Annotated in this window: 16 protein-coding genes; 1 reads left to right on the forward strand and 15 read right to left on the reverse strand. The window is 46.0% G+C overall.

Annotation, left to right across the window (positions count from 1 at the left end):
- Window positions 1–22: 22 nt before the first annotated feature.
- The 12 genes from dcuR to gpr all read right to left on the reverse strand — a co-directional run bounded on the left by dcuR (window position 23) and on the right by gpr (window position 15675).
- A complete protein-coding gene (gene dcuR, locus ACN6NF_RS16550; RefSeq protein ID WP_474318645.1) occupies window positions 23–730 on the reverse strand; it encodes a two-component system response regulator DcuR in 708 nt (235 codons plus the stop codon).
- Window positions 723–2378: a DcuS/MalK family sensor histidine kinase gene (gene dcuS / locus ACN6NF_RS16555; RefSeq protein ID WP_474318646.1), complete on the reverse strand. Its 1656-nt coding sequence runs from the start codon at window positions 2376–2378 to the stop codon at window positions 723–725. Before dcuS ends, dcuR begins: the two co-directional genes overlap by 8 nt.
- A 158-nt stretch (window positions 2379–2536) precedes the next feature.
- Window positions 2537–3664 (reverse strand): molecular chaperone DnaJ, encoded by a 1128-nt coding sequence (dnaJ, locus tag ACN6NF_RS16560; protein WP_474318647.1) that lies wholly within the window; start codon window positions 3662–3664, stop codon window positions 2537–2539.
- A gap of 248 nt (window positions 3665–3912) precedes the next feature.
- Window positions 3913–5748 carry a molecular chaperone DnaK gene (gene dnaK / locus ACN6NF_RS16565; protein ID WP_474318648.1) on the reverse strand — a complete coding sequence of 612 codons (1836 nt, stop codon included), beginning with the start codon at window positions 5746–5748 and terminating at the stop codon, window positions 3913–3915.
- Window positions 5749–5835: 87 nt separating this feature from the next.
- Window positions 5836–6405 carry a nucleotide exchange factor GrpE gene (gene grpE / locus ACN6NF_RS16570; protein ID WP_474318649.1) on the reverse strand — a complete coding sequence of 190 codons (570 nt, stop codon included), beginning with the start codon at window positions 6403–6405 and terminating at the stop codon, window positions 5836–5838.
- Window positions 6406–6526: 121 nt separating this feature from the next.
- Window positions 6527–7558, reverse strand: coding sequence for a heat-inducible transcriptional repressor HrcA (gene hrcA, locus ACN6NF_RS16575; protein ID WP_013372178.1), 1032 nt, complete (start codon window positions 7556–7558; stop codon window positions 6527–6529).
- A gap of 968 nt (window positions 7559–8526) precedes the next feature.
- Window positions 8527–9003, reverse strand: a complete 477-nt coding sequence (locus ACN6NF_RS16580; RefSeq protein ID WP_474318650.1) for an N-acetyltransferase — start codon at window positions 9001–9003, stop codon at window positions 8527–8529.
- Between the two features lie 157 nt (window positions 9004–9160).
- Window positions 9161–10348: a radical SAM family heme chaperone HemW gene (gene hemW, locus ACN6NF_RS16585; RefSeq protein WP_474318651.1), complete on the reverse strand. Its 1188-nt coding sequence runs from the start codon at window positions 10346–10348 to the stop codon at window positions 9161–9163.
- Between the two features lie 409 nt (window positions 10349–10757).
- On the reverse strand, window positions 10758–12572 hold the full coding sequence (lepA, locus tag ACN6NF_RS16590; RefSeq protein ID WP_474318652.1) for a translation elongation factor 4: 1815 nt from the start codon (window positions 12570–12572) through the stop codon (window positions 10758–10760).
- Window positions 12573–12643: 71 nt separating this feature from the next.
- The gene (locus tag ACN6NF_RS16595) at window positions 12644–13153 is read right to left on the reverse strand and encodes a hypothetical protein (RefSeq protein ID WP_474318653.1); all 510 of its coding nucleotides are present in this window, start codon (window positions 13151–13153) and stop codon (window positions 12644–12646) included.
- A gap of 27 nt (window positions 13154–13180) precedes the next feature.
- Window positions 13181–14440, reverse strand: coding sequence for a stage II sporulation protein P (locus ACN6NF_RS16600; RefSeq protein WP_474318654.1), 1260 nt, complete (start codon window positions 14438–14440; stop codon window positions 13181–13183).
- Between the two features lie 233 nt (window positions 14441–14673).
- On the reverse strand, window positions 14674–15675 hold the full coding sequence (gpr, locus tag ACN6NF_RS16605) for a GPR endopeptidase (RefSeq protein WP_474318655.1): 1002 nt from the start codon (window positions 15673–15675) through the stop codon (window positions 14674–14676).
- 198 nt (window positions 15676–15873) lie between these two features.
- Between gpr and rpsT the strand changes: the two genes are divergently transcribed.
- Entirely contained in the window at window positions 15874–16146 is a 273-nt protein-coding gene (gene rpsT / locus ACN6NF_RS16610) for a 30S ribosomal protein S20 (RefSeq protein WP_013372187.1), read from the forward strand.
- Between the two features lie 83 nt (window positions 16147–16229).
- Here the strand turns inward: rpsT and holA are convergent, their stop codons facing one another.
- The 3 genes from holA to ACN6NF_RS16625 all read right to left on the reverse strand — a co-directional run bounded on the left by holA (window position 16230) and on the right by ACN6NF_RS16625 (window position 19483).
- A complete protein-coding gene (gene holA, locus ACN6NF_RS16615) occupies window positions 16230–17261 on the reverse strand; it encodes a DNA polymerase III subunit delta (RefSeq protein WP_474318656.1) in 1032 nt (343 codons plus the stop codon).
- Window positions 17262–17474: 213 nt separating this feature from the next.
- Complete coding sequence (locus ACN6NF_RS16620; protein WP_474318657.1) at window positions 17475–18938, reverse strand: anti-sigma factor family protein; 1464 nt, start codon at window positions 18936–18938, stop codon at window positions 17475–17477.
- Window positions 18935–19483, reverse strand: a complete 549-nt coding sequence (locus ACN6NF_RS16625; RefSeq protein ID WP_013311184.1) for an RNA polymerase sigma factor — start codon at window positions 19481–19483, stop codon at window positions 18935–18937. Before ACN6NF_RS16625 ends, ACN6NF_RS16620 begins: the two co-directional genes overlap by 4 nt.
- Between the last annotated feature and the right edge of the window lie 174 nt (window positions 19484–19657).

Consider the following 19657-nt stretch of genomic DNA (forward strand, 5'->3'; position numbering starts at 1 on the left):
ACTAAAGTAATCAGAAGGAAGGTTAAATATAACTGTTCATGATTGCTTCTGCCTGCGGCAAAACCTGGTACTGGTAAACAGGACGTCCAATGGTGCCATATATGGTTTCCATAGAAAGGACTTCAATCTCTGTCATAAAAGCCAGATACTTGCGCATAGATACCCTGGAGATCCCTGCACTCTCCGCAATATCCTCGGTGGAAAATAGAGCCTTATGATGCTGCTGGATACAACTCCATATCATAGCCAGTGTGGATTTCGTTATCCCCTTGGGCAACCGTGCCAAGTCTCTAGTTATGCTTTTATGATAAATCAGTCGGTCCAGTTCCTCCTGCGACAGTAAACTACGCTCACGCACAATACGAATGTGCTCTCGGTACCCGGTAAGGGCCTCTAGAAAACGGTTAAAGTGGAAAGGTTTAATTAAATAATCAACCGCGCCGAAGTTCATCGCCTTTTTGACACTATTCATGTCACTTGCAGCTGAGATGACAATAACATCCACATTCACTCCAGCCTCCCGGATGAATGACAGTAGATCGAGGCCATTGCTTTCTTGCATATACACATCCAGCAATATCAGATCAATAGCTTGTTCAGCTATATATTTCTTAGCCTCCTCCACCGAAGAAGCCCACCCACCACATTGGAAGCCCTCTACCTGCTCCATATATTTGCGATTAAATTCCGCAACCATCGGATCATCTTCTACAATTAGGACATTAATCATGTTTATCATTCCCCACTATAATGTATGGAATCTTCATCTGAAAACAACACCCTTGCTCGACAGGAATTAACTTTAGACTTCCTTGTAGCCTCTTCACACTTTGCGCCACCAGATAAAGCCCCATCCCTCGCGACTCTCCCTTGGTCGAAAAACCTTTTTCAAAAATAGTCTCCCTAAGGCCCTCCGGTATACCCGGGCCATTGTCGCACATGATACAGGTCAGACAGCCATTCTGCTGTTTCTCTTCATAATAAAGTGAGAGGGTAATCCGCTTGTGCTCCAGAGATTCCATCGCCTCCACCGCATTATCAAACAGATTGCCAAGAATAGTAATCAGTTCATGAGTCGTTTGAGTTTGACTGGATTCAGGCAAGTGACTATCTGGAGTTAGTTCAAAACTTACCCCTGCCTCTCTGGCCCGGCTTAATTTTCCTAACACAAACCCCGCCATAACTGGGTCCTTAAGCTGCCGAGTAATCGAACCAATCTCTACTTGATGATGCTCGACGGCATCCATAATATAGTGTTCCAGTTTATCATACATTCGCAAGTGTACCATCCCCATAATGACATGCAGCTTGTTCATAAATTCGTGAGCCTGCGCACGTAGTGCTTCCGTATACAGAGAAACTCCTGTCAAACGTTCCGCAAGTTGGTTCATCTCCGTCTTATCCCGAAAAGTCACAATGGCTCCGACAATCTCCCCTTTGACCTGTATCGGAACACTGGTGGTTATTAAGGTGATCCCACCCAGTTCCATTTCCTCATCCATCTGTGGAGTGCTCGCTTCCAACACCTCTTGCAATCGGAAAGCGGATAAATAAACAGTAATTTCCTGTCCAGAGAATGAAAAATCTTCAATTCCCGCTTGCCTGAGTAGACGGATCGCTTCCGCATTCATCAGCATAATACGACCGCCTTCATCCACTGCGATGACTCCTTCCTTGATGGACTGTAGCATCGCACTGCGTTCCTCCAGCAAACGTGCGATTTCCGGCGGTTCCAGACCGACCAGCATATTTTTGATTTTCCGAGCCAGCACTACAGCTCCTCCTGTGCCAATCAACATTCCGATACCAATGGCGATAGCAATAAGACGGGTGTTGCCTTCCTGGGCCCTCCGTACATCTTGCATGGATATACCGACAACAATCGCCCCGACCTGCTTTCCCGTCATACTGAACACGGGGGAAAAAGCTCGCATGGACATGCCTAATGTCCCCTTTGCAACGGACACGCTCTCCTGACCATGAAGGGCAGTATACTCGTCTCCTCCGACAAAGGCTTTGCCAATCCGCCTAGCATCCGGGTGCGTTTTACGAATTCCCTTCATATCCATAACCACGACAAATTGGACATGATTCGCCGTTGAAACCTTCTTCACATACTCCTGCATGGAAGGAGATGAATCTGTCTGATGCAATTGCTCGATAATAAGCGGTGTATGGGCGAGTGTACGCGCAATGGACATTGACTTCTCCTCGAGCCCCTTCTCCGTTTCATGCTCAACTCTCTCGGCAAATAATAGTGTTACTGGCAGGAGCACAAGTGCCATAACCAGACATACGAGCAACGTTATTAGACCTCTGAGCTTTAATAGCGGCTTACCTCGACGCAGATTTGTCCATATTTTTTCGATGGAACTCACCCCTTTCTAGTTGATATTGATAGACGCTCAATAGTTAACTCTGGTTATACAAAAATGGCTATGTATGTGTTTACGTGAATATAAAAAAAGGGACTATCCCGCAATTGCGGAATAGTCCCTCGGATTCATAATTGAAGCTCCGCGATTTCGACTTTGGATTAGTCGCCTCGGAAAGCCCGCTTCACACGGTCAAAAAAGGACTGCTCATTCTCATGTGTCTGCTCTCCACTAAGCGAAGAGAACTGACGCAGCAAATCCTTCTGTTCCTCACTCAGCTTGCTAGGCGTTACCACGACTACTTTAATATGCTGGTCACCTTGACCTACGCCGCGCAGTTTTGGCACACCCTTTCCTTTAAGACGGAAATAAGTCCCTGTTTGCGTGCCTGCTGGAACTTTCAGCTTCACTTTCTCGGTCAACGTCGGGATCTCTACCTCATCTCCCAAGGCTGCCTGTGAGAACGTCAGCGGAATTTCACAGTAGATATCGTCTCCCTCACGCTCAAAGAAGTCGTGCGACTTCACACGGAACACGACGTATAAGTCACCTGCCGGTCCTCCGTTGACACCGCCTTCGCCTTCACCGTTGATACGCATTTGTGCGCCATCATCCACACCCGCCGGAATTCGAATATGAATTTTACGTTTCTTGCGAACACGACCTGATCCGCTACAAGTGGTACATTTTTCTTTGATGATTTTACCGGAACCGCCGCAATTGGAGCAGGCGCGTCGATTAACCATGCGGCCAAACGGTGTATTCTGTACCACTTCTTCCTGTCCACTGCCGTGGCAGACGGAACAGGTCTGTGGTTGAGTGCCCGCTTTGGCTCCTGTACCATGACACGTATCGCATGTTTCCGTACGTTCAATTTGAATATCGGTTTCTTTACCAAACACCGCTTCTTTGAATTCAATCGTCATCGTATACTGAAGATCGTTTCCTCGCTGCGGTGCATTCGGATCACGTCGACCGTTGCCGCCGCCGCCAAAGAACATATCGAAGATATCACCAAATCCGCCACCGAAGTCGGCACCACCGAAGCCGCCTCCCATGCCCTGATTCGGATCTACATGACCGTATTGGTCATATCTTGCCCGCTTCTGACCATCGCTGAGGACATCGTAAGCTTCTTTTACTTCTTTAAATTTAGCTTCTGCGTCCGCAGCCTTGTTCACGTCCGGATGATACTGACGCGCAAGCTTACGGTAAGCCTTTTTGACTTCTTCATCCGAAGCGCCTTTTGCGACACCTAGCACTTCATAATAATCACGCTTATCAGCCAATGTTCCACCCCCATGCCTACAACGTGTCTGCACTACATATAAAAGGAAAGCCAAAGGCGCGGGATGACCCGGCTTTGACCTTCCCATCATTTCAAGGCAGTACAACCCGTAATATGCTTATTTATCTTGGAAATAACGGTTACCCTTAGGCTAATTGTTATTTATCAAGGCAGCTACGCTGCTAATTACTGTTCAGTATATCATAACGCACCGGTATACCGTAAAGTTGCCACTACCCGATCCGTTGCTTAGTCTTTCTTCTGATCTTCGTCAACAACTTCATAGTCCGCATCAACTACATTGTCACGGCCTTTGTTGTCGGCTGCTCCGTCTTGAGCTTGTGCTGCTTGAGCAGCTTGCTCATACAATTTCACAGACAATTGCTGAACGATTTCAGTCAGTTCTTCAGTAGCTTTTTTGATGTCTTCCAGGTTGTCGGATTCCAGCGCTTTTTGCAGATTTTCTTTAGCTGCATTTGCTTTTTCGACTTCACCTGCATCAGCTTTTTCGCCCAGATCTTTAATCGTTTTGTCTACGGAGTAGATCAGTTGGTCTGCAGCGTTTTTCGCTTCTACCAACTCTTTGCGTTTCTTATCTTCTTCCGCATGCAACTCGGCATCCTTCATCATACGTTCTACTTCTTCGTCACTCAAGCCGCTAGAAGAAGTGATCGTAATTTTTTGGCTTTTGCCTGTGCCTTTATCTGTAGCAGATACGTTTACGATACCGTTCGCATCTAGATCGAAGGTAACTTCGATTTGCGGCACACCACGTGGTGCTGGAGGGATGTCTCCCAGTTGGAAACGGCCCAGTGTTTTGTTGCCTGCTGCCATTTCGCGCTCACCTTGCAGCACGTGAATTTCCACGCTAGGCTGATTGTCGGCATACGTCGAGAATACCTGCGATTTGCTCGTAGGGATTGTCGTGTTGCGTTCAATCATTTTAGTGAATACGCCACCTGCAGTTTCAATACCGAGGGACAGTGGAGTTACGTCGAGAAGAACGACGTCTTTCACATCACCTGTCAATACACCTGCTTGAACTGCCGCACCCAAAGCTACTACTTCATCAGGGTTTACGCCTTTGTGAGGCTCTTTACCTGTCAGCTTTTTGATTGCTTCTTGTACAGCCGGAATACGTGTGGAGCCGCCGACCAGAACGATTTTATCGATGTCGCTAGCACTCATGCCTGCATCTTTCATCGCTTGACGAGTAGGTCCCAAAGTACGTTCTACCAGGTCTGCGGACAATTCTTCAAATTTCGCACGAGTCAGGTTTAACTCCAAGTGCTGTGGAACGCCGTCAGCTACTGTGATGAACGGCAAGGAAATTGTCGTTGTCAACACGCCGGACAGTTCTTTTTTCGCTTTTTCTGCTGCGTCTTTCAGACGTTGTACAGCTGCTTTATCTTTGCTCAGATCAATACCTTGATCTTTTTTGAATTCATTTACGAGGTAATCAATAATCACTTGGTCAAAGTCATCGCCACCCAGCTTGTTGTCGCCGCTTGTTGCTTTAACTTCGAAGAAACCATCGCCCAGTTCCAAAATGGATACGTCGAATGTACCGCCACCCAAGTCATATACGAGGATGGTTTGGTCTTCGGATTTTTCCATACCATATGCCAATGCAGCTGCTGTTGGCTCATTGACAATCCGCAGAACTTCCAGACCAGCAATTTTACCTGCGTCCTTAGTTGCTTGACGTTGACCGTCATTGAAGTAAGCAGGTACAGTGATAACTGCTTGAGAAACCGTTTGGCCGAGGTAAGCTTCAGCGTCGGCTTTCAGCTTTTGCAAAATCATAGCGGAGATTTCCGGTGCGGAATATTCCTTACCGTCAATGTTTTCTTTATGGTTTGTACCCATGTGGCGCTTGATGGACATGATTGTACGATCCGGGTTCGTAATTGCTTGGCGTTTTGCCGTTTCTCCTACAGTACGCTCCCCATCTTTTTTAAAGCCGACAACGGAAGGGGTTGTGCGCGCGCCTTCCGGATTTGGAATAACGACGGCTTCGCCGCCCTCCATAACAGCCACACAAGAGTTGGTTGTACCTAAGTCAATACCGATTACTTTGCTCATCGGACAATTCCTCCTTCTGTATATACGAGGCCCTCAGGCCAGATTGGTTGAATCAAAATGATGTAATTCTAATGTATATAGAAAAAGCTACATGCTAACTTTTACCATCGCCGGACGGAGTACCTTGTCCTTCAGCATGTATCCTTTTTGTACCTCTTCAACAACGATGCCTTCATCATGCTCTTCGCTTTCTACCTGCATAATAGCCTGATGGAAATCAGGATTAAACGGTTGTCCCACTGCATTCATGGCCGTTACTCCCTCTGCCTGAAGTACACTCTCAAACTGACGGAAAATCATTTCCACCCCTTTAGTGAATGACTCAGACTCCGCTCCTTGCGATGCTGTTGCCAGCGCTCGCTCGAAGTTATCCAGAACAGGCACCAACTCGGTAACAAGCTTCATAGAAGCATATTTAGCAAGGTCTTCCTTTTCTTTCAACGTACGGCGGCGAAAATTATCAAAATCCGCCTGTGCGCGCAAAAACCGTTGCTGATGCTCCTCAGCCTCTGCACGAAGTTTTGCCACCTCAGTGTTTTCCTCGGCTTCCAGTGCTGCCGCTTCATTCACTGGCTCTTCCTGTTGGCTCGTTTCAGCGGCTTCCTCTGTGCTTACATTTTGTTGTTTGTCATCTTGGAACGCTTGTTCTTCCTTCAAAATGTTTCACCTCCTTCAAGTTGTAACTCCCCTTATAAAAGCACGCAACAATGCACCCGCGCAGGATACAAACCGTATCCCAGCGCGGAACATGTAGGACTGCAACCTATGCGATCTTATTTTATTTAAACCGTTGCGTTAGCATTGCGGTCAAATCCTTAGACAGGATACCCAAAATATTAATAACTCTCGCATACTCCATCCGCGTCGGACCCAATATTCCTATAGTACCCAACGCTTCTCCGTCTACTGCATATGTAGCAGTAATCAGGCTGCAATTGGCAAATGCTTCATGATCATTTTCTGTGCCGATGCGGACTTGGATTTCAGGTGCTCCGGCTACAGGAGTCATCAGTTTAAGCAGCGTTGGTGTTTCCTCCAGCAGATCGAGAATATGTTTAACCTTTTCTACATCTTTAAATTCGGGCTGATTCAGCATGTTCGTCGCACCGCTTAAATACAGGCGCTGATCAGATTCATTATCGAGTGCTTTATCCAGCACCTTCATAGCGTCCTCAAAATGAGACACATGCTTCTCCATTTCCTGACCAAGCGCGGTGTAAAGGCGTGATTTAAGCTGATAAATCGGTACACCAACCAGCTTGCTGTTCAGTAAATTCACAACCTTTTCCATCTCGGAGATTGAAATTCCAGGCGGAATATCCACCGTTTTATTCTCCACCTGACCGGTATTGGTCACGATAATCGCTACAGCCGTTGTTTCGTTGAGCGGTAACAGCTGAAAATGACGCAACGAAGTATGAAAAACCTCCGGCCCAAGCAGGATGGAAGTATAATTGGTCATATGGGACAAAATGCCTGATGCATGCTGGATCACTTGCTCCATTACATTCAGCTTTTCGGCGTAAAAGGCTTTTAGTTCCCGCATTTCCATAGGCTTCAGTGTATTTAGTGGGACCAAATGGTCCACATAATAACGATAGCCTTTATGAGACGGGATGCGTCCCGCAGAAGTATGGGGTTGCTCCAGATAGCCCTGTTCCTCCAAATCCGACATTTCATTCCGGATTGTGGCTGGGCTGAATCCGACATCCTGCCTTTTGGATATGCTGCGGGAACCCACTGGCTCAGCCGAACGAATGTAGTCATCAATAATCGCATTCAAAATGAGTCTCTGACGTTCGGTTAACAAGCGAATCCCCCCTTATCGTTTATCCATAATAGCATGATTGTTAAATGGAATCATTAGCACTCGTTCGCGATGAGTGCTAACTGATAATACAAAAATACCAAACCGACCTGATCATTGTCAAGTCAGATCAGTATTTTCAATACACGAGATTTATTATATCCATTTTGATGACTACAATAAAACAGAGCGTTTGCACTTTTTCACGGAAAACCTCATTATTCATCATATCCAAACCGTATTTATGTATAGAGATACAGAAAACTGAAAAATTTGAGATTGTGTCTCCAAACTGTTTGTAACTTTATTTCCTTTAAGGAGGAATGGGATCTAAGAAGCCAGCGCCGCAACCTTTTATACGCATTAATCGCTCTTTTACCTACAATTTGTATGTTTTACATTTTAATCAAATTGTTTCCCTACACAGGACTAGGAAGAATAATTGCTTTAACACTAGTTTTTATTCTGAACGCTACCCTTATGATTTCAGTGATCCATTTAATTCGTAAATTAAGACCCCTGTGGTGTGCCTTAATTTTGGTCCCTACTATTCTATTAAGCATGTGGAATACCATTTTATTTTACCCACAAGAATTTAGTCCAAGCATTCCCAAGCAAATCAAATATAGTGTTACAGCTATATTACATTATGATGCCGAGTGGGAAGGGTACACCTATCTTCCAAGCCGAACCGGAGAGTCTGAAAAATATGTTGTCGCCTTGTATAAATACAAGCGTCAGGTCCCGTTAGATGGCACTACATACTTTTATAATGATAAGGAATACCATAAGGACCATCCCATAAGAAGCTTGAATGATATACCTTCGGAACTAGAGCCTCATCATCAATTCATTTGGTGGTTACTCCAAACATTTGAGAAATAAACAGGGGCACAATAATGTGAGCTGTAACACATACACACGGCTACGTCCTGATAAAAAAACACTGAACTGACCTCATTATTGACAGGTCAGTTCAGTACTTTCAACACTGCGATTTCATCACAATTATTTTGCTTACTGCAGTGAATGCAGTCGGTCCATACCTTCTCAGGGAAAATCTCTTTGCTAACTACATCAAAACCGTTTTTTATAAAAAAGGATACCTCGTAGGTTAGTGCCATAATTTTAGGAATACGTTGCCGCCGTGCTTCTATAATGAGGCCCTCCACGAGCTTGGAGCCAATCCCCATTCCTTTATGTCCCTCAGAGATCCCCAAGGAGCGAATCTCTACTAAATCAGCGCCCAATTTGCATAAAGAACCACAACCAACGACTTGGCCATCTACCTCTGCAACAATAAACAGCTCCAGCTGGCGCGTAAGCACTTCCCTTGAACGTGGTAGCATAATCCCCCGCTCTGCATAGCCGCTAATCATTTCATATAAAGGCTCCACATCCTCAGGAACCGCACTTCTGCACAATACATCTTTACACACTGAAGCCATCTTGCTCTCCTCCTGCCGCTTGCCGCATATAATGAATAAATATACAACATTACGCATAGAATCGCAATACTCCATTTACCCTGCTGTGGCAGAATGGTGTAATAAAAATGATGGTCCAGCTTACGGGGTCAAAATGTGCTGTATTGAAGCCTGCAACTTATGAATTTACCGTGATAGAACCGATGAACTCTGCAAATACATCATTTCCGAATAAAATACCGCGTTCGCTCAAACGATACCCATCCTCGATTGATTCAATTAATCCCGCATTCAGCATTTTTCTGAGAGGAACTGTAAACATGTCTTCCAATGTCTGACCAAATTGAGCTTCAAAACGGGATTTAGACACACCTTCCAGCATTCTCAAACCGACCATGAGGAAATCCTCCATGGCTTCCGCCGTCGGCACCTCAAAACTGTCCAAACGCGGTAGTCCATTCCGAGTAGCCTCCACATAAGGGTTAATGCCCTTAATGTTCATATGACGCTCTCTGTCAACATAACCATGTGCCCCAGCGCCAAGACCGTAATAATCCTCATTACGCCAATAAGTCATATTGTGCTTACTTCCCAAACCTGGTTTTGCGAAATTGCTAATTTCATACTGTTCATAACCCGCTTCTTTCATGCGACGCATGAGGAGCAAATACATTTCCAGCTCGTCATCTTCATGTGGAAGCGGCAGCTGATTTTTCTGGTACAACGTGTGGAAGAGCGTATTCTCTTCAACCTTCAAACTGTAGATAGAGTAATGAGGAAGTCCCAGCTCTAGGGCTCTACTGACGCTTTCATCCAGCATGTCCACCGTTTGGTTCGGCAAACCGAACATCAGGTCAATCGACAGATTGTCCAAGCCGGCCTTACGTGCGTTTTCCAAACTACGATAGACGTCATCTGTACTATGAATACGACCTATGCCTGTAAGCAGCTCATTCTGGAAAGCCTGCACACCAAAGCTGAGTCGATTGACGCCCCCTTCTTTCATCACAGAAAGTTTTTCAAAATCAGTTGTGCCTGGATTGGCTTCCATGGAAAACTCAATATCTTCCGCCCAGTTTGGAAAATAGGTACGAACGCTCTTCAGAAAGTATTCCATTTCCTTCGGATTGAGGGTTGTTGGTGTTCCGCCCCCAACAAAAATGGTCTTGATCTCTCCTGGCGGGTGAAGTTTGACCGTATGTTCCATCTCCCGTTCTAATGCGTACAGATATTCCATAACAGGCTGGTCCTTGAGCACATAAGAGTTGAAGTCACAGTAAAAGCATTTATTCGTGCAAAAAGGTATATGCAGATAAACCGCTTGAGGCGCGGATGAATATTCATGTTTTTGTATGGATGCGGTCATACCGATCCTCCTTGTCGATTCAGGGTGTGGTGAGAAAATGAGCCGAGGTCGAGACTAACCGCTTCGTGTTCCATTTGATCTTTTGATCGCTGTTACTTCCCAATTTTCTATTATATAAGCACTCTTAGGGATAAAATTGGGGAGTAAAGGCGAACGCTACGCTTCTCCAGATTCAAATGGCCCACTCCGCTACTGCCCACCACGAGTCGGCCCATTTTTGTGGTGTAAGTGTTGCAGTAAAACGAAATTATACTTTAGAGATACGCTAAAGTTTTAAAGATACTATGCTTTACGCTGATTGTAACTTGTACGAGATCTACGTCTTGAATAGCTTGCTCAAATAAAGAACGTCCATTCTCCATGCATGGCAAATGCCTCATGAAAGAATGGACGAATACTTCAAACTGCTTTACTCATCTATCTTCAGTACCGCCATAAATGCTTCCTGTGGTACTTCTACGTTACCGACCTGCTTCATACGCTTCTTGCCTTCTTTTTGCTTCTCAAGCAGCTTCCGTTTACGGGAAATATCGCCGCCATAACATTTGGCCAAGACGTTTTTACGCATAGCCTTAACGGTTTCACGCGCAACAACCTTTGTTCCTACAGATGCCTGGATTGGCACCTCGAACATTTGCCGCGGGATCAACTCGCGCAGCTTCTCACAAATGATACGTCCGCGGTGGTAAGCTCGATCTCTATGCACGATGAACGACAGCGCATCGACCTGCTCACCATTCAGCAGAATATCCATCTTCACCAGATTAGACTGACGATAGCCTGAAATCTCATAGTCAAAGGAAGCATAGCCTTTAGTGCTGGATTTAAGCTGATCAAAGAAATCATATACGATCTCAGACAAAGGAATCTGATACGTAATCGTTACCCGTGTTGTATCCAGGTACTCCATGTTCACGTACTCACCACGCTTGCTCTGACAAAGCTCCATAACCGTACCTACGTAATCATTGGGCACGATGATGCCTGCCTTAACATATGGCTCTTGTACATGTTCAATACGTCCCACTTCCGGGTAGTTGGATGGGTTATCGATTTCAATCGTTTCCCCGTTAGTCAATTGTACACGGTAAATTACGCTTGGTGCCGTTGTAATCAACGGAATATTGAATTCACGTTCAATACGTTCCTGAATAACGTCCATATGAAGCAGACCTAGGAAACCACAACGGAAACCGAAGCCCAGCGCACTGGATGTTTCCGGTTCAAAGCTGAGCGAAGCATCGTTCAGTTGCAGCTTTTCAAGCGCCTCACGCAGATCGTTGTATTCCGATGTTTCAATCGGATACAGACCGCAATATACCATCGGATTAATTTTCCGATAGCCTGGCATCGGTTCTGGTGTTGGATTTTTAGCATCCGTTACCGTATCCCCGACACGAGTGTCGCCCACATGCTTGATTCCAGCAACGATAAAACCAACATCACCGATGTTTAGCTCATCCACGATCGTCATACGTGGCATGAAAGCTCCAACCTCGATAACCTCAAACGTTTTGTCAGTCGCCATCATCTTAATTTTCGAACCCGCACGGATACTGCCATCCACAACACGTACATATACGATAACGCCTTTATAAGGATCATAATGCGAATCGAAAATAAGCGCCTTGAGCGGATTATCCGGATTTCCCTGCGGAGCAGGCACACTTCTGACCACCTGTTCCAAAATTTCTTTGATACCAATTCCAGCTTTGGCTGAAGCATGTACAGTTTCGCTCGTGTCCAAACCGATGACATCCTCGATTTCCTGTTTGACCCGTTCAGGATCAGCGCTTGGCAAATCAATCTTGTTAAGGACTGGCAAAATCTCCAGATTGTTGTCGAGCGCCAAATAAACGTTAGCCAATGTCTGCGCTTCAATCCCTTGCGCTGCGTCTACTACCAGCAAAGCACCTTCGCAGGCTGCCAAACTACGAGATACCTCATAGGTAAAATCGACGTGTCCCGGTGTATCAATCAAATTTAAAATGTACTCTTCGCCGTCATCGGCCTTATAAGTGAGTCGCACTGCCTGGAGCTTAATTGTAATCCCGCGCTCTCGCTCCAGTTCCATCTGGTCAAGCACTTGCTCCTGCATTTCGCGGGAAGTGAGTGCACCGGTGTACTCCAAGATCCGGTCAGCCAGCGTAGATTTACCATGGTCTATATGTGCAATGATACTAAAGTTCCGAATTTTACGTTGTCTTGCCAAAATGTCAGTCATGCCTTACCCCCACACAATGCCTAGTATCAATCAGCTTATTATAGCAGTTGTAAGGGGGGTCAGCAATATTTCTATTCTGTTACCCCGTCAAATACAGATACAACCCAGTGAATGCCCTGTCTTGACAGGTTTTGAAGCAATCCAGCCGTTTTGTCAGCCATGGTATCTACCGAAGCCTGCTGCGCCTTTACGGCTAGCAGCTCACGAGGCGTCTCTAAGCCCTTCCGAGTATTGTCGTCCTGCACAGTCTTCGTATCCCATTCATGTGTCCAGCGTGCGGTCTGCTCCTCACTTCGTTCGTTTGTATTCCCTTCATTGGTATCCGTTTGTGGCTCAAACTCGACCTTTCCCCTTGTATTATACGTACGATCATACGCTCGGGCATTAGCTGACGGGGTATCCTCAATCACCGTCTGCTCATATTCAACTTTCTGTTGATTTACCGATGAAACTGGATTCTCGTCCCAACCCGGGCCATAGACTGAGCGCAGGCCAGAGCCTGCCAGCTGCATGCCAAGTAACACGCCTGCCCCGATCAGTAGCACAAATCCAAGCGCTTTTTTACGAAAATGTCCGGTCATTATATCCCCCCCTAACTGCTACCTTATTTAATTGCCGCTGTTGCTCTTTTTGGTGTCAGATACGTTGGTACCCGCCTTCTGTGCTTTCTGATCCTCCCAATACACTTCACTGATCATGTCCGCCAAAACGTCAGAGGTTCGTTTTAACTCCTCCTCGGTATTGTCAATCCCTCCGATTTCGATCAAAATGCTATGGGAAGACAAGCTTTGATTGTATTCACCGTTGTTTCCTTTACCGCCATCTTTTCCCCATACACCGCGCGATACGCCGTGATACGATTTTTCCAACTTTTCATGAATACGAGCCGCAAAAGCTTCATTTTTGCGCCAATTTTTGTTGTCATGTCCGATAATAAAATACACTTTGGCATAAGAAAGTCCATTAATGGTGGCAGTTGTTTTTCCATGACGCTGGGAATCGCGATGAATATCAAGCAGATAAGTTAAACCTTTATTTTGAGCCAAAGCCTCCTTAACCGTTGCGCGTGAATATTTATAGGAGTAGTTCCAATTGTAATTTTGAACTGTGGTGGCATAATCCTTATTTACATGCAGTGTAGATATCCCTTGCTTTTCCAGTCTCTTCTTTACAAAGTCCCCTACCCTTGACACATTAGCTGACTTAGAACCTGAATTGGGGTTAGAACTGGTTTTGCTCAGTAATGGGTTATAGGCTTCTCTGGGATGGGAATGATAGATTAATATACGCTTCTCCCCTTTGGCGGCATCACCTAGATCATCCTCACGTGCGGGGTCTGTTTCCGGTGTTGTCGGAATATCCGGCGTAGTAGACGGCGGATTCTCGGCTGCGTCTACGCCCCCAGGGGTATCCGTCGTTCCCTGATCGGGTTGATAATCCGTAGGACCCTCTACCTTGATGTTCCCGGAGCCCTTGCGAAGCAAGACAGGCGCTCCTGCAGACATGCCAGGAATTTCACGAGAAATGAGACTTTTGGGATCCTGCGGATTAATCCCTGTAAGCATCTGAAAAACAAATGGCGACCATTGTTCACCCGACAACGAAGAATGCTGTTTCTTTTGTGCCAAATGGGGTACCTCCATACCTAGCATATCTGCGAAAAAACCGCTGGACACCGAGCCTGCCAATCCTTTCATCGAAGAAACAGGAGAGGTTTGCAAACGATTTTCTGCCAATCCTCCGAGCCCCAAAACGACAAATAAAAGCGCCGAGCCCACGATAAGCAGCACAAGCGTATGTCCCATCGCCAAAATTTCGATACCTTTTCTTCTCCATCTTCCGACGTTCCAGGTCTGAATTTTTTTCATGTGAGCCTTGTCCTCCTTCGTCCCGTCGAAACCCGCTTATTACATTCAGAACTTAGGGTTCCTATCTGTTGCGGAAATCTCTTATACTTCAACTCTATGAACGGAGAACAATTACTAGAACACAAAAATCTCTATCTACAGGTCAAGCCCATCCCTTTTTGAAAGAGATAGGCTACCTGTTAAATAGAGATATTGGAGTCGTGTCTTAGAAAGATGGTTTTGCTAGCCTTTCATTAATGCGTATAGGCGGCGACATTGTCGGGATCAACAGCCTCATGTAGAGCAGCGTTCAATCCGGTCGCAATGATATTCGCGATATCTTCAATAAATTCATCGATCTCTTTTGGAGTCACAATCAAATCATGCCCCAGCGGTTGAAGTACCTCTCTCACCAGCCCGAGTCTCTCAGGTTCTGAAATATCATCCAACATTCCCAGAATTACTTTGGTAGAAGCCTTTTCTTTGGTAAAATGCGTTTTCATCAGTTCGATTACATTATTGACGATGGTTGAAGCATAGCATACCGTTGGAACGCCGATAGCAATACACGGAACCCCCATAATATCCCTGGTGATACCGCGCCGCTTGTTGCCAATGCCTGAGCCCGGATGTATTCCGATATCCGCCACCTGGATGGTCGTATTGACACGCTCCAGTGAACGTGACGCCAGAGCATCAATAGCAATAATCAGTTCTGGTTTTGTGCGATCCACAATGCCTTGAACGATCTCACTGGATTCGATTCCCGTGATCCCAAGAACACCCGGTGCAATGGCACTCACATCCCGATATCCAGGATTGATCTGATCAGGTGTCAGTTCAAAATATTGACGAGTGACCATTAAATTTTCAACGACAAGCGGACCCAGTGAATCAGGAGTCACGTTCCAATTCCCCAGCCCTACCACCAGCACCCTTGCCACCTTAGAGATCCCTATTTTTTGTATAAAATGCTCCATTTCTTTTGCAAAGGCAATAGCTACCCTTTGCTGGAGTCCAGTGTCACCTTCACGCAAGCCAGGTACTTCGAGCGTAACGTAATGCCCTTGTACCCGCCCAATACGGTTGGCTCCTTCTTCATTTAATACATCCAGCCGCGTAATTTTAATACCGTTATCTTCCTCCACATTCTCACTTATACCCGTCAGCGGTACAGGCTGATTCCGTTCTGCCAGTTCTCTTGCCTCTAATGCCAAATCTGTGCGTATCGCATACTTCTGCAAATCCAGATCCATCTTTTAAACCTCCTTGTATACCATCTCTGGCTATAGTGTGCGAGACACCCAACAGGTTTATGCACATCCATTTTCATCCTGTAATTTGCATCGTCTTAGAATGTTTTCTTATTGCAATTTGGGGTGTGGCATGCTAAAATATTTTAAGTTGTGAAACGTTTGTGTTCATAAGTAATGCCTTTACAGGAGGTGAATGTAATGCCAAACATCAAATCCGCTATCAAACGCGTTAAAACTAGCGACAAACGCCGTGCGTTGAACGCTTCCCAAAAATCCGCGCTTCGTACAGCAGTAAAAGCTGCCGATACAGCGTTGGTAGGTAACGAAGCTGAAGCTGCTGCTGCTGCTTTCAAAGTGGCTTCCCAAAAGCTGGACAAGGCTGTAACTAAAGGTCTGATCCACAAAAATGCAGCTGCTCGCAAGAAATCTCGCTTGGCGAAAAAACTTAACGCTCTTACAGCTCAAGCGTAAGCAAGAGCTACTTTTATACGTTAATGAAAAAATCCTGACCAGCCTTGGCTGATCAGGATTTTTTAGTTTATAACTTTATGAGATTAGATTGAAGCGCCTGCCCCCATTTTCATCAAAAACAATTCGAGTCCCAGCACCTTATCAACGACACCTGTCTTCATATGATAGTCCAGCTCGCCCAGTTCATAGAGAAGCTGGCGCAGCTGCTCAGGCCGGAAACGCCGCGCTTGATCCCCTGCAACTTTCACCCCATAAGGATGCAAGCTGAGCTGACTCGCAATTTGTTGCTGAGAATAGCTTTGACCTGCTAGCTCTTTGACCTGCAACATAATACGAAACTGCCGTGTGATCAAAGCTGCTATCTTGATGGGTTCTTCTTTTTGCTTAAGCAATTCATAAAAAATACTGAGCGCCTTATCCAGCCGCAAATTAGCCAGATCCTCAACCATTGCAAATACGTTTTGCTCTGTATTACGAGGCACAAGAGATTCAATGTCAGCGGATGTGATCGTTCCCTGCGTTCCTGCGTACAAGCACAGCTTATCTATCTCGGCTGCCAAGGATTGAAGCCCGACACCCGTATATTGAATGAGTCTCTCAGCAGCTCCTGCTACCAACTGCACTTCTCTTTCTGCTGCACGCTTATGGACCCAAGCCACAAGATCATCTCCACCCATAGGAGCGAAAGCAATAACTGAGGCATCACTTTTCAGTTTCTTGACGATCTTTTTCCGTTCGTCCAACTTTTCAGCCTGAACCATAAAAACGATGACGCTATAGTCAGTCGGGTTATCCATATAAGTCAACAGCGTCTCAAGACGGTGCTCTATTTTGCCGTTATCTTTGCCTGCTGCAAATACACTGGTATCCCGTACAATAATTAGCTTCTTTGGCACCAGAAAAGGCGCTGTTTCTGCATCCTCTACAACCACCTCAATTGGCGTCTCGGTTAAATCATAAGAACTAATGGCGAAGTCACGATGCTCCTCCTCCACCACCTTCTCTTTTAGCATCTCAACAAACTGCTTCATTTGATATTTTTCATTGCCATATAACAGATACACTGGCGAAATATCACCTTTGCGAATAGCCTTAGAGGCTGTTTTTACATCCATTTTCCGTTCCCCCCACCCACTGATCGTACCTGACATCCGACCGGAAGGCAAGTCATGACACAAACAAAGGGACCCCGCCTTTAGGCAGAATCCCTTCACCACCATCTATATCAACACGGCAGCAGAAAGCTCTAGAAACTTTCGGCCGTCGGGATACGACGTCGGTTCATATAGTTTATTCTCTGTTTCTAAAAGTGTGCTAACCTACGGAAACTATTTTCCAGTGCTACGCGGAACGGTGTACGTATATTTACTTGCAGTCCCATCCTGCTCCGTCTCATACATAAAGGTCTGGCTGTCATCTGACCAGCTTCCTTTGACCCAAGCACCCTTCAGGGTACGGACTTCCAGTGTTGTTCGGTCTACACCGTTATCGGAAAGCTTATACACTTTCAGCTTTTTGCCTTCAATAGCCACCGCATAGCTACCATCAGGCGAGTTGAACTGATCTGTAGAGGCGGACTGGGCACCATAGGTGGAAGCATTATTGCTGTCCGGAGAGACCAGCGAATTAGATACAAAGCCTTCTCTACGAACCGGGTCTTGTGACACGGATGATTGCTGATCATTAGAGTCTGCATTGCTGCTATCCGCCCCTAAGGAGTTCCCCGCATCTTTGGTGACACTTTTGGATGTCGTATCTTTCGACGTTTCATTTGAGGCAATTCGACTCTGTACCTTCAATTCCTGATTAGGCGACGAAGATGAATCATTTGTACTTGTATCATCGCTATTATCCTCCTGAGCGGTCCCCGTACCCGCTAAAGGTGCCTTTTCCATTTTCGAATCCAGCTGTTCATCAGGAGCAATCGTGGGTTGATCAGATTTTTTCTGTTTTAACTGTTTGTCATCGGATTTAGGAGCATCTGTAGACGAGTCATCCTTTGTCGTCTGACGATCGACGTTTGGCTGTCCCTGCTTTTCATCCTGATGGGAAGAATGCTTAGTCGGTGCAGACTTTGTTGAAGGTTCCTCGCCAGCTTGCTGGTCATCAACCTTCCCAGCATCCTGTTTGGAAGGATTCTTTTCGTTATCTGAACTGTCTGTTCCCTGGTTGCCCAGGTCAGGTTCCTTATCTGCAGGTGTCAGTGAGGAATCAGCACCTTGTCCCTGTTCAGATGGCTGCTTGGTCGATTCCGCTCCAAGGGTTGCATCACGTCCTCCACTCCCATTGGTCGTACCTGGAATTTCCGTCTGAGTCTGCTGGCTTGTTACCTCGGGCGATTGGGATGTAAGTATGCCTTCCGCATCCTGCACTGTTTTAGGCTCGAAGTTAAATACTACAATCCCCAGTACAACGGCAGCGGCAGCTACGCCCATGGCAGCACGCCCTCCCACCCGGTTCCACCAAGGCACAGGCTGTGTACGTTGTCTAGGCCCTGTTCTAGGCTCTAGATCAGCAGCCATAGGCTGCATTTCCTGAAGCGCGCTTCCCTGCTCTTCACGTGCGCGGTCAATGGCATCAAGCTGAGGCATGATGGAATCCACCAGGCTGAACGCCGGGGAAACGGCAGGCAATTCCTCCAGCTCGCGAGAGAGTGTCTGAAGAATATGAAATTTTTCCGCACAGTCCGGGCAAGTCGCAATATGGTTCATTAATTGGGAAGTCTCTTCTTCGCCCAGTTCATGATCCACATAACGCTGCATCCAATCCATCACCTCTTCTCCACACTTCATCCTGATACACCACCTTTCTGATATTCCTGAAGTAGCCCTTGCAATTGCTGTCTTGCACGATACAAGTATGACTTGACCGTATTTAGCGGCAAATCCAGAGAATCGGCAATCTCGTTATAAGAGAAATCCTGCAAATATCTCAGGACAATTACCGTCCGGTGGTGTTCCGGGAGCTGTTGTATAGCCTCACGAACATCTTGTGCCATGTAAGAGGTTAACACCTCGACCTCCACGTTTTGGGGGTCATTAAATATCATGTCATGCTCGTCAATGGAAACCGAAGGCTTTGTTCTTCTGAATTTGTCGATGCATATGTTCGTTACAATGCGTTGGACCCAGGTTTTAAACTGCGCTTTTTCCTCATAAGAGTTGATTTTGGAATATATTCGTATGAGGGCTTCTTGTGAAGCATCCATGGCGTCCTGCTCATTATTTAGAATGTAATATGCCGTACGGTACACATGCTGTTCTATCTCTCTTAATAGGGTAATGAGAGCGTCGCGATCGCCCGATTGAGCGGCTCGGATGAGTCCCTGCTCTACCACAAAGGATCCCCCTCTCCCTGCAATATTACAGACGTATCCCTTTTGCAAATTGTTGCAGGATAAACGTCTGACGCTAATTTTATTTTTTTAATAAAAAAAATATAACAAAATGCCCAGAATCCCCATTGTATCCTCCCTTAGAATAACAGAAAAAGGGAAGGTAGTCACCTTCCC

The organism is Paenibacillus sp. TSM33, from assembly GCF_056099025.1.

Excerpts from the sequence above, each read along its gene's own strand:
- gpr (WP_474318655.1), bottom strand. The coding sequence starts at position 15,675 with ATGGATCTGGATTTGCAGAAGTATGCGATACGCACAGATTTGGCATTA.
- rpsT (WP_013372187.1), top strand. The coding sequence starts at position 15,874 with ATGCCAAACATCAAATCCGCTATCAAACGCGTTAAAACTAGCGACAAA.
- lepA (WP_474318652.1), bottom strand. The coding sequence starts at position 12,572 with ATGACTGACATTTTGGCAAGACAACGTAAAATTCGGAACTTTAGTATC.
- holA (WP_474318656.1), bottom strand. The coding sequence starts at position 17,261 with ATGGATGTAAAAACAGCCTCTAAGGCTATTCGCAAAGGTGATATTTCG.
- ACN6NF_RS16595 (WP_474318653.1), bottom strand. The coding sequence starts at position 13,153 with ATGACCGGACATTTTCGTAAAAAAGCGCTTGGATTTGTGCTACTGATC.
- hemW (WP_474318651.1), bottom strand. The coding sequence starts at position 10,348 with ATGACCGCATCCATACAAAAACATGAATATTCATCCGCGCCTCAAGCG.
- ACN6NF_RS16580 (WP_474318650.1), bottom strand. The coding sequence starts at position 9,003 with ATGGCTTCAGTGTGTAAAGATGTATTGTGCAGAAGTGCGGTTCCTGAG.
- ACN6NF_RS16620 (WP_474318657.1), bottom strand. The coding sequence starts at position 18,938 with ATGAAGTGTGGAGAAGAGGTGATGGATTGGATGCAGCGTTATGTGGAT.
- dcuR (WP_474318645.1), bottom strand. The coding sequence starts at position 730 with ATGATTAATGTCCTAATTGTAGAAGATGATCCGATGGTTGCGGAATTT.
- dnaK (WP_474318648.1), bottom strand. The coding sequence starts at position 5,748 with ATGAGCAAAGTAATCGGTATTGACTTAGGTACAACCAACTCTTGTGTG.
- ACN6NF_RS16600 (WP_474318654.1), bottom strand. The coding sequence starts at position 14,440 with ATGAAAAAAATTCAGACCTGGAACGTCGGAAGATGGAGAAGAAAAGGT.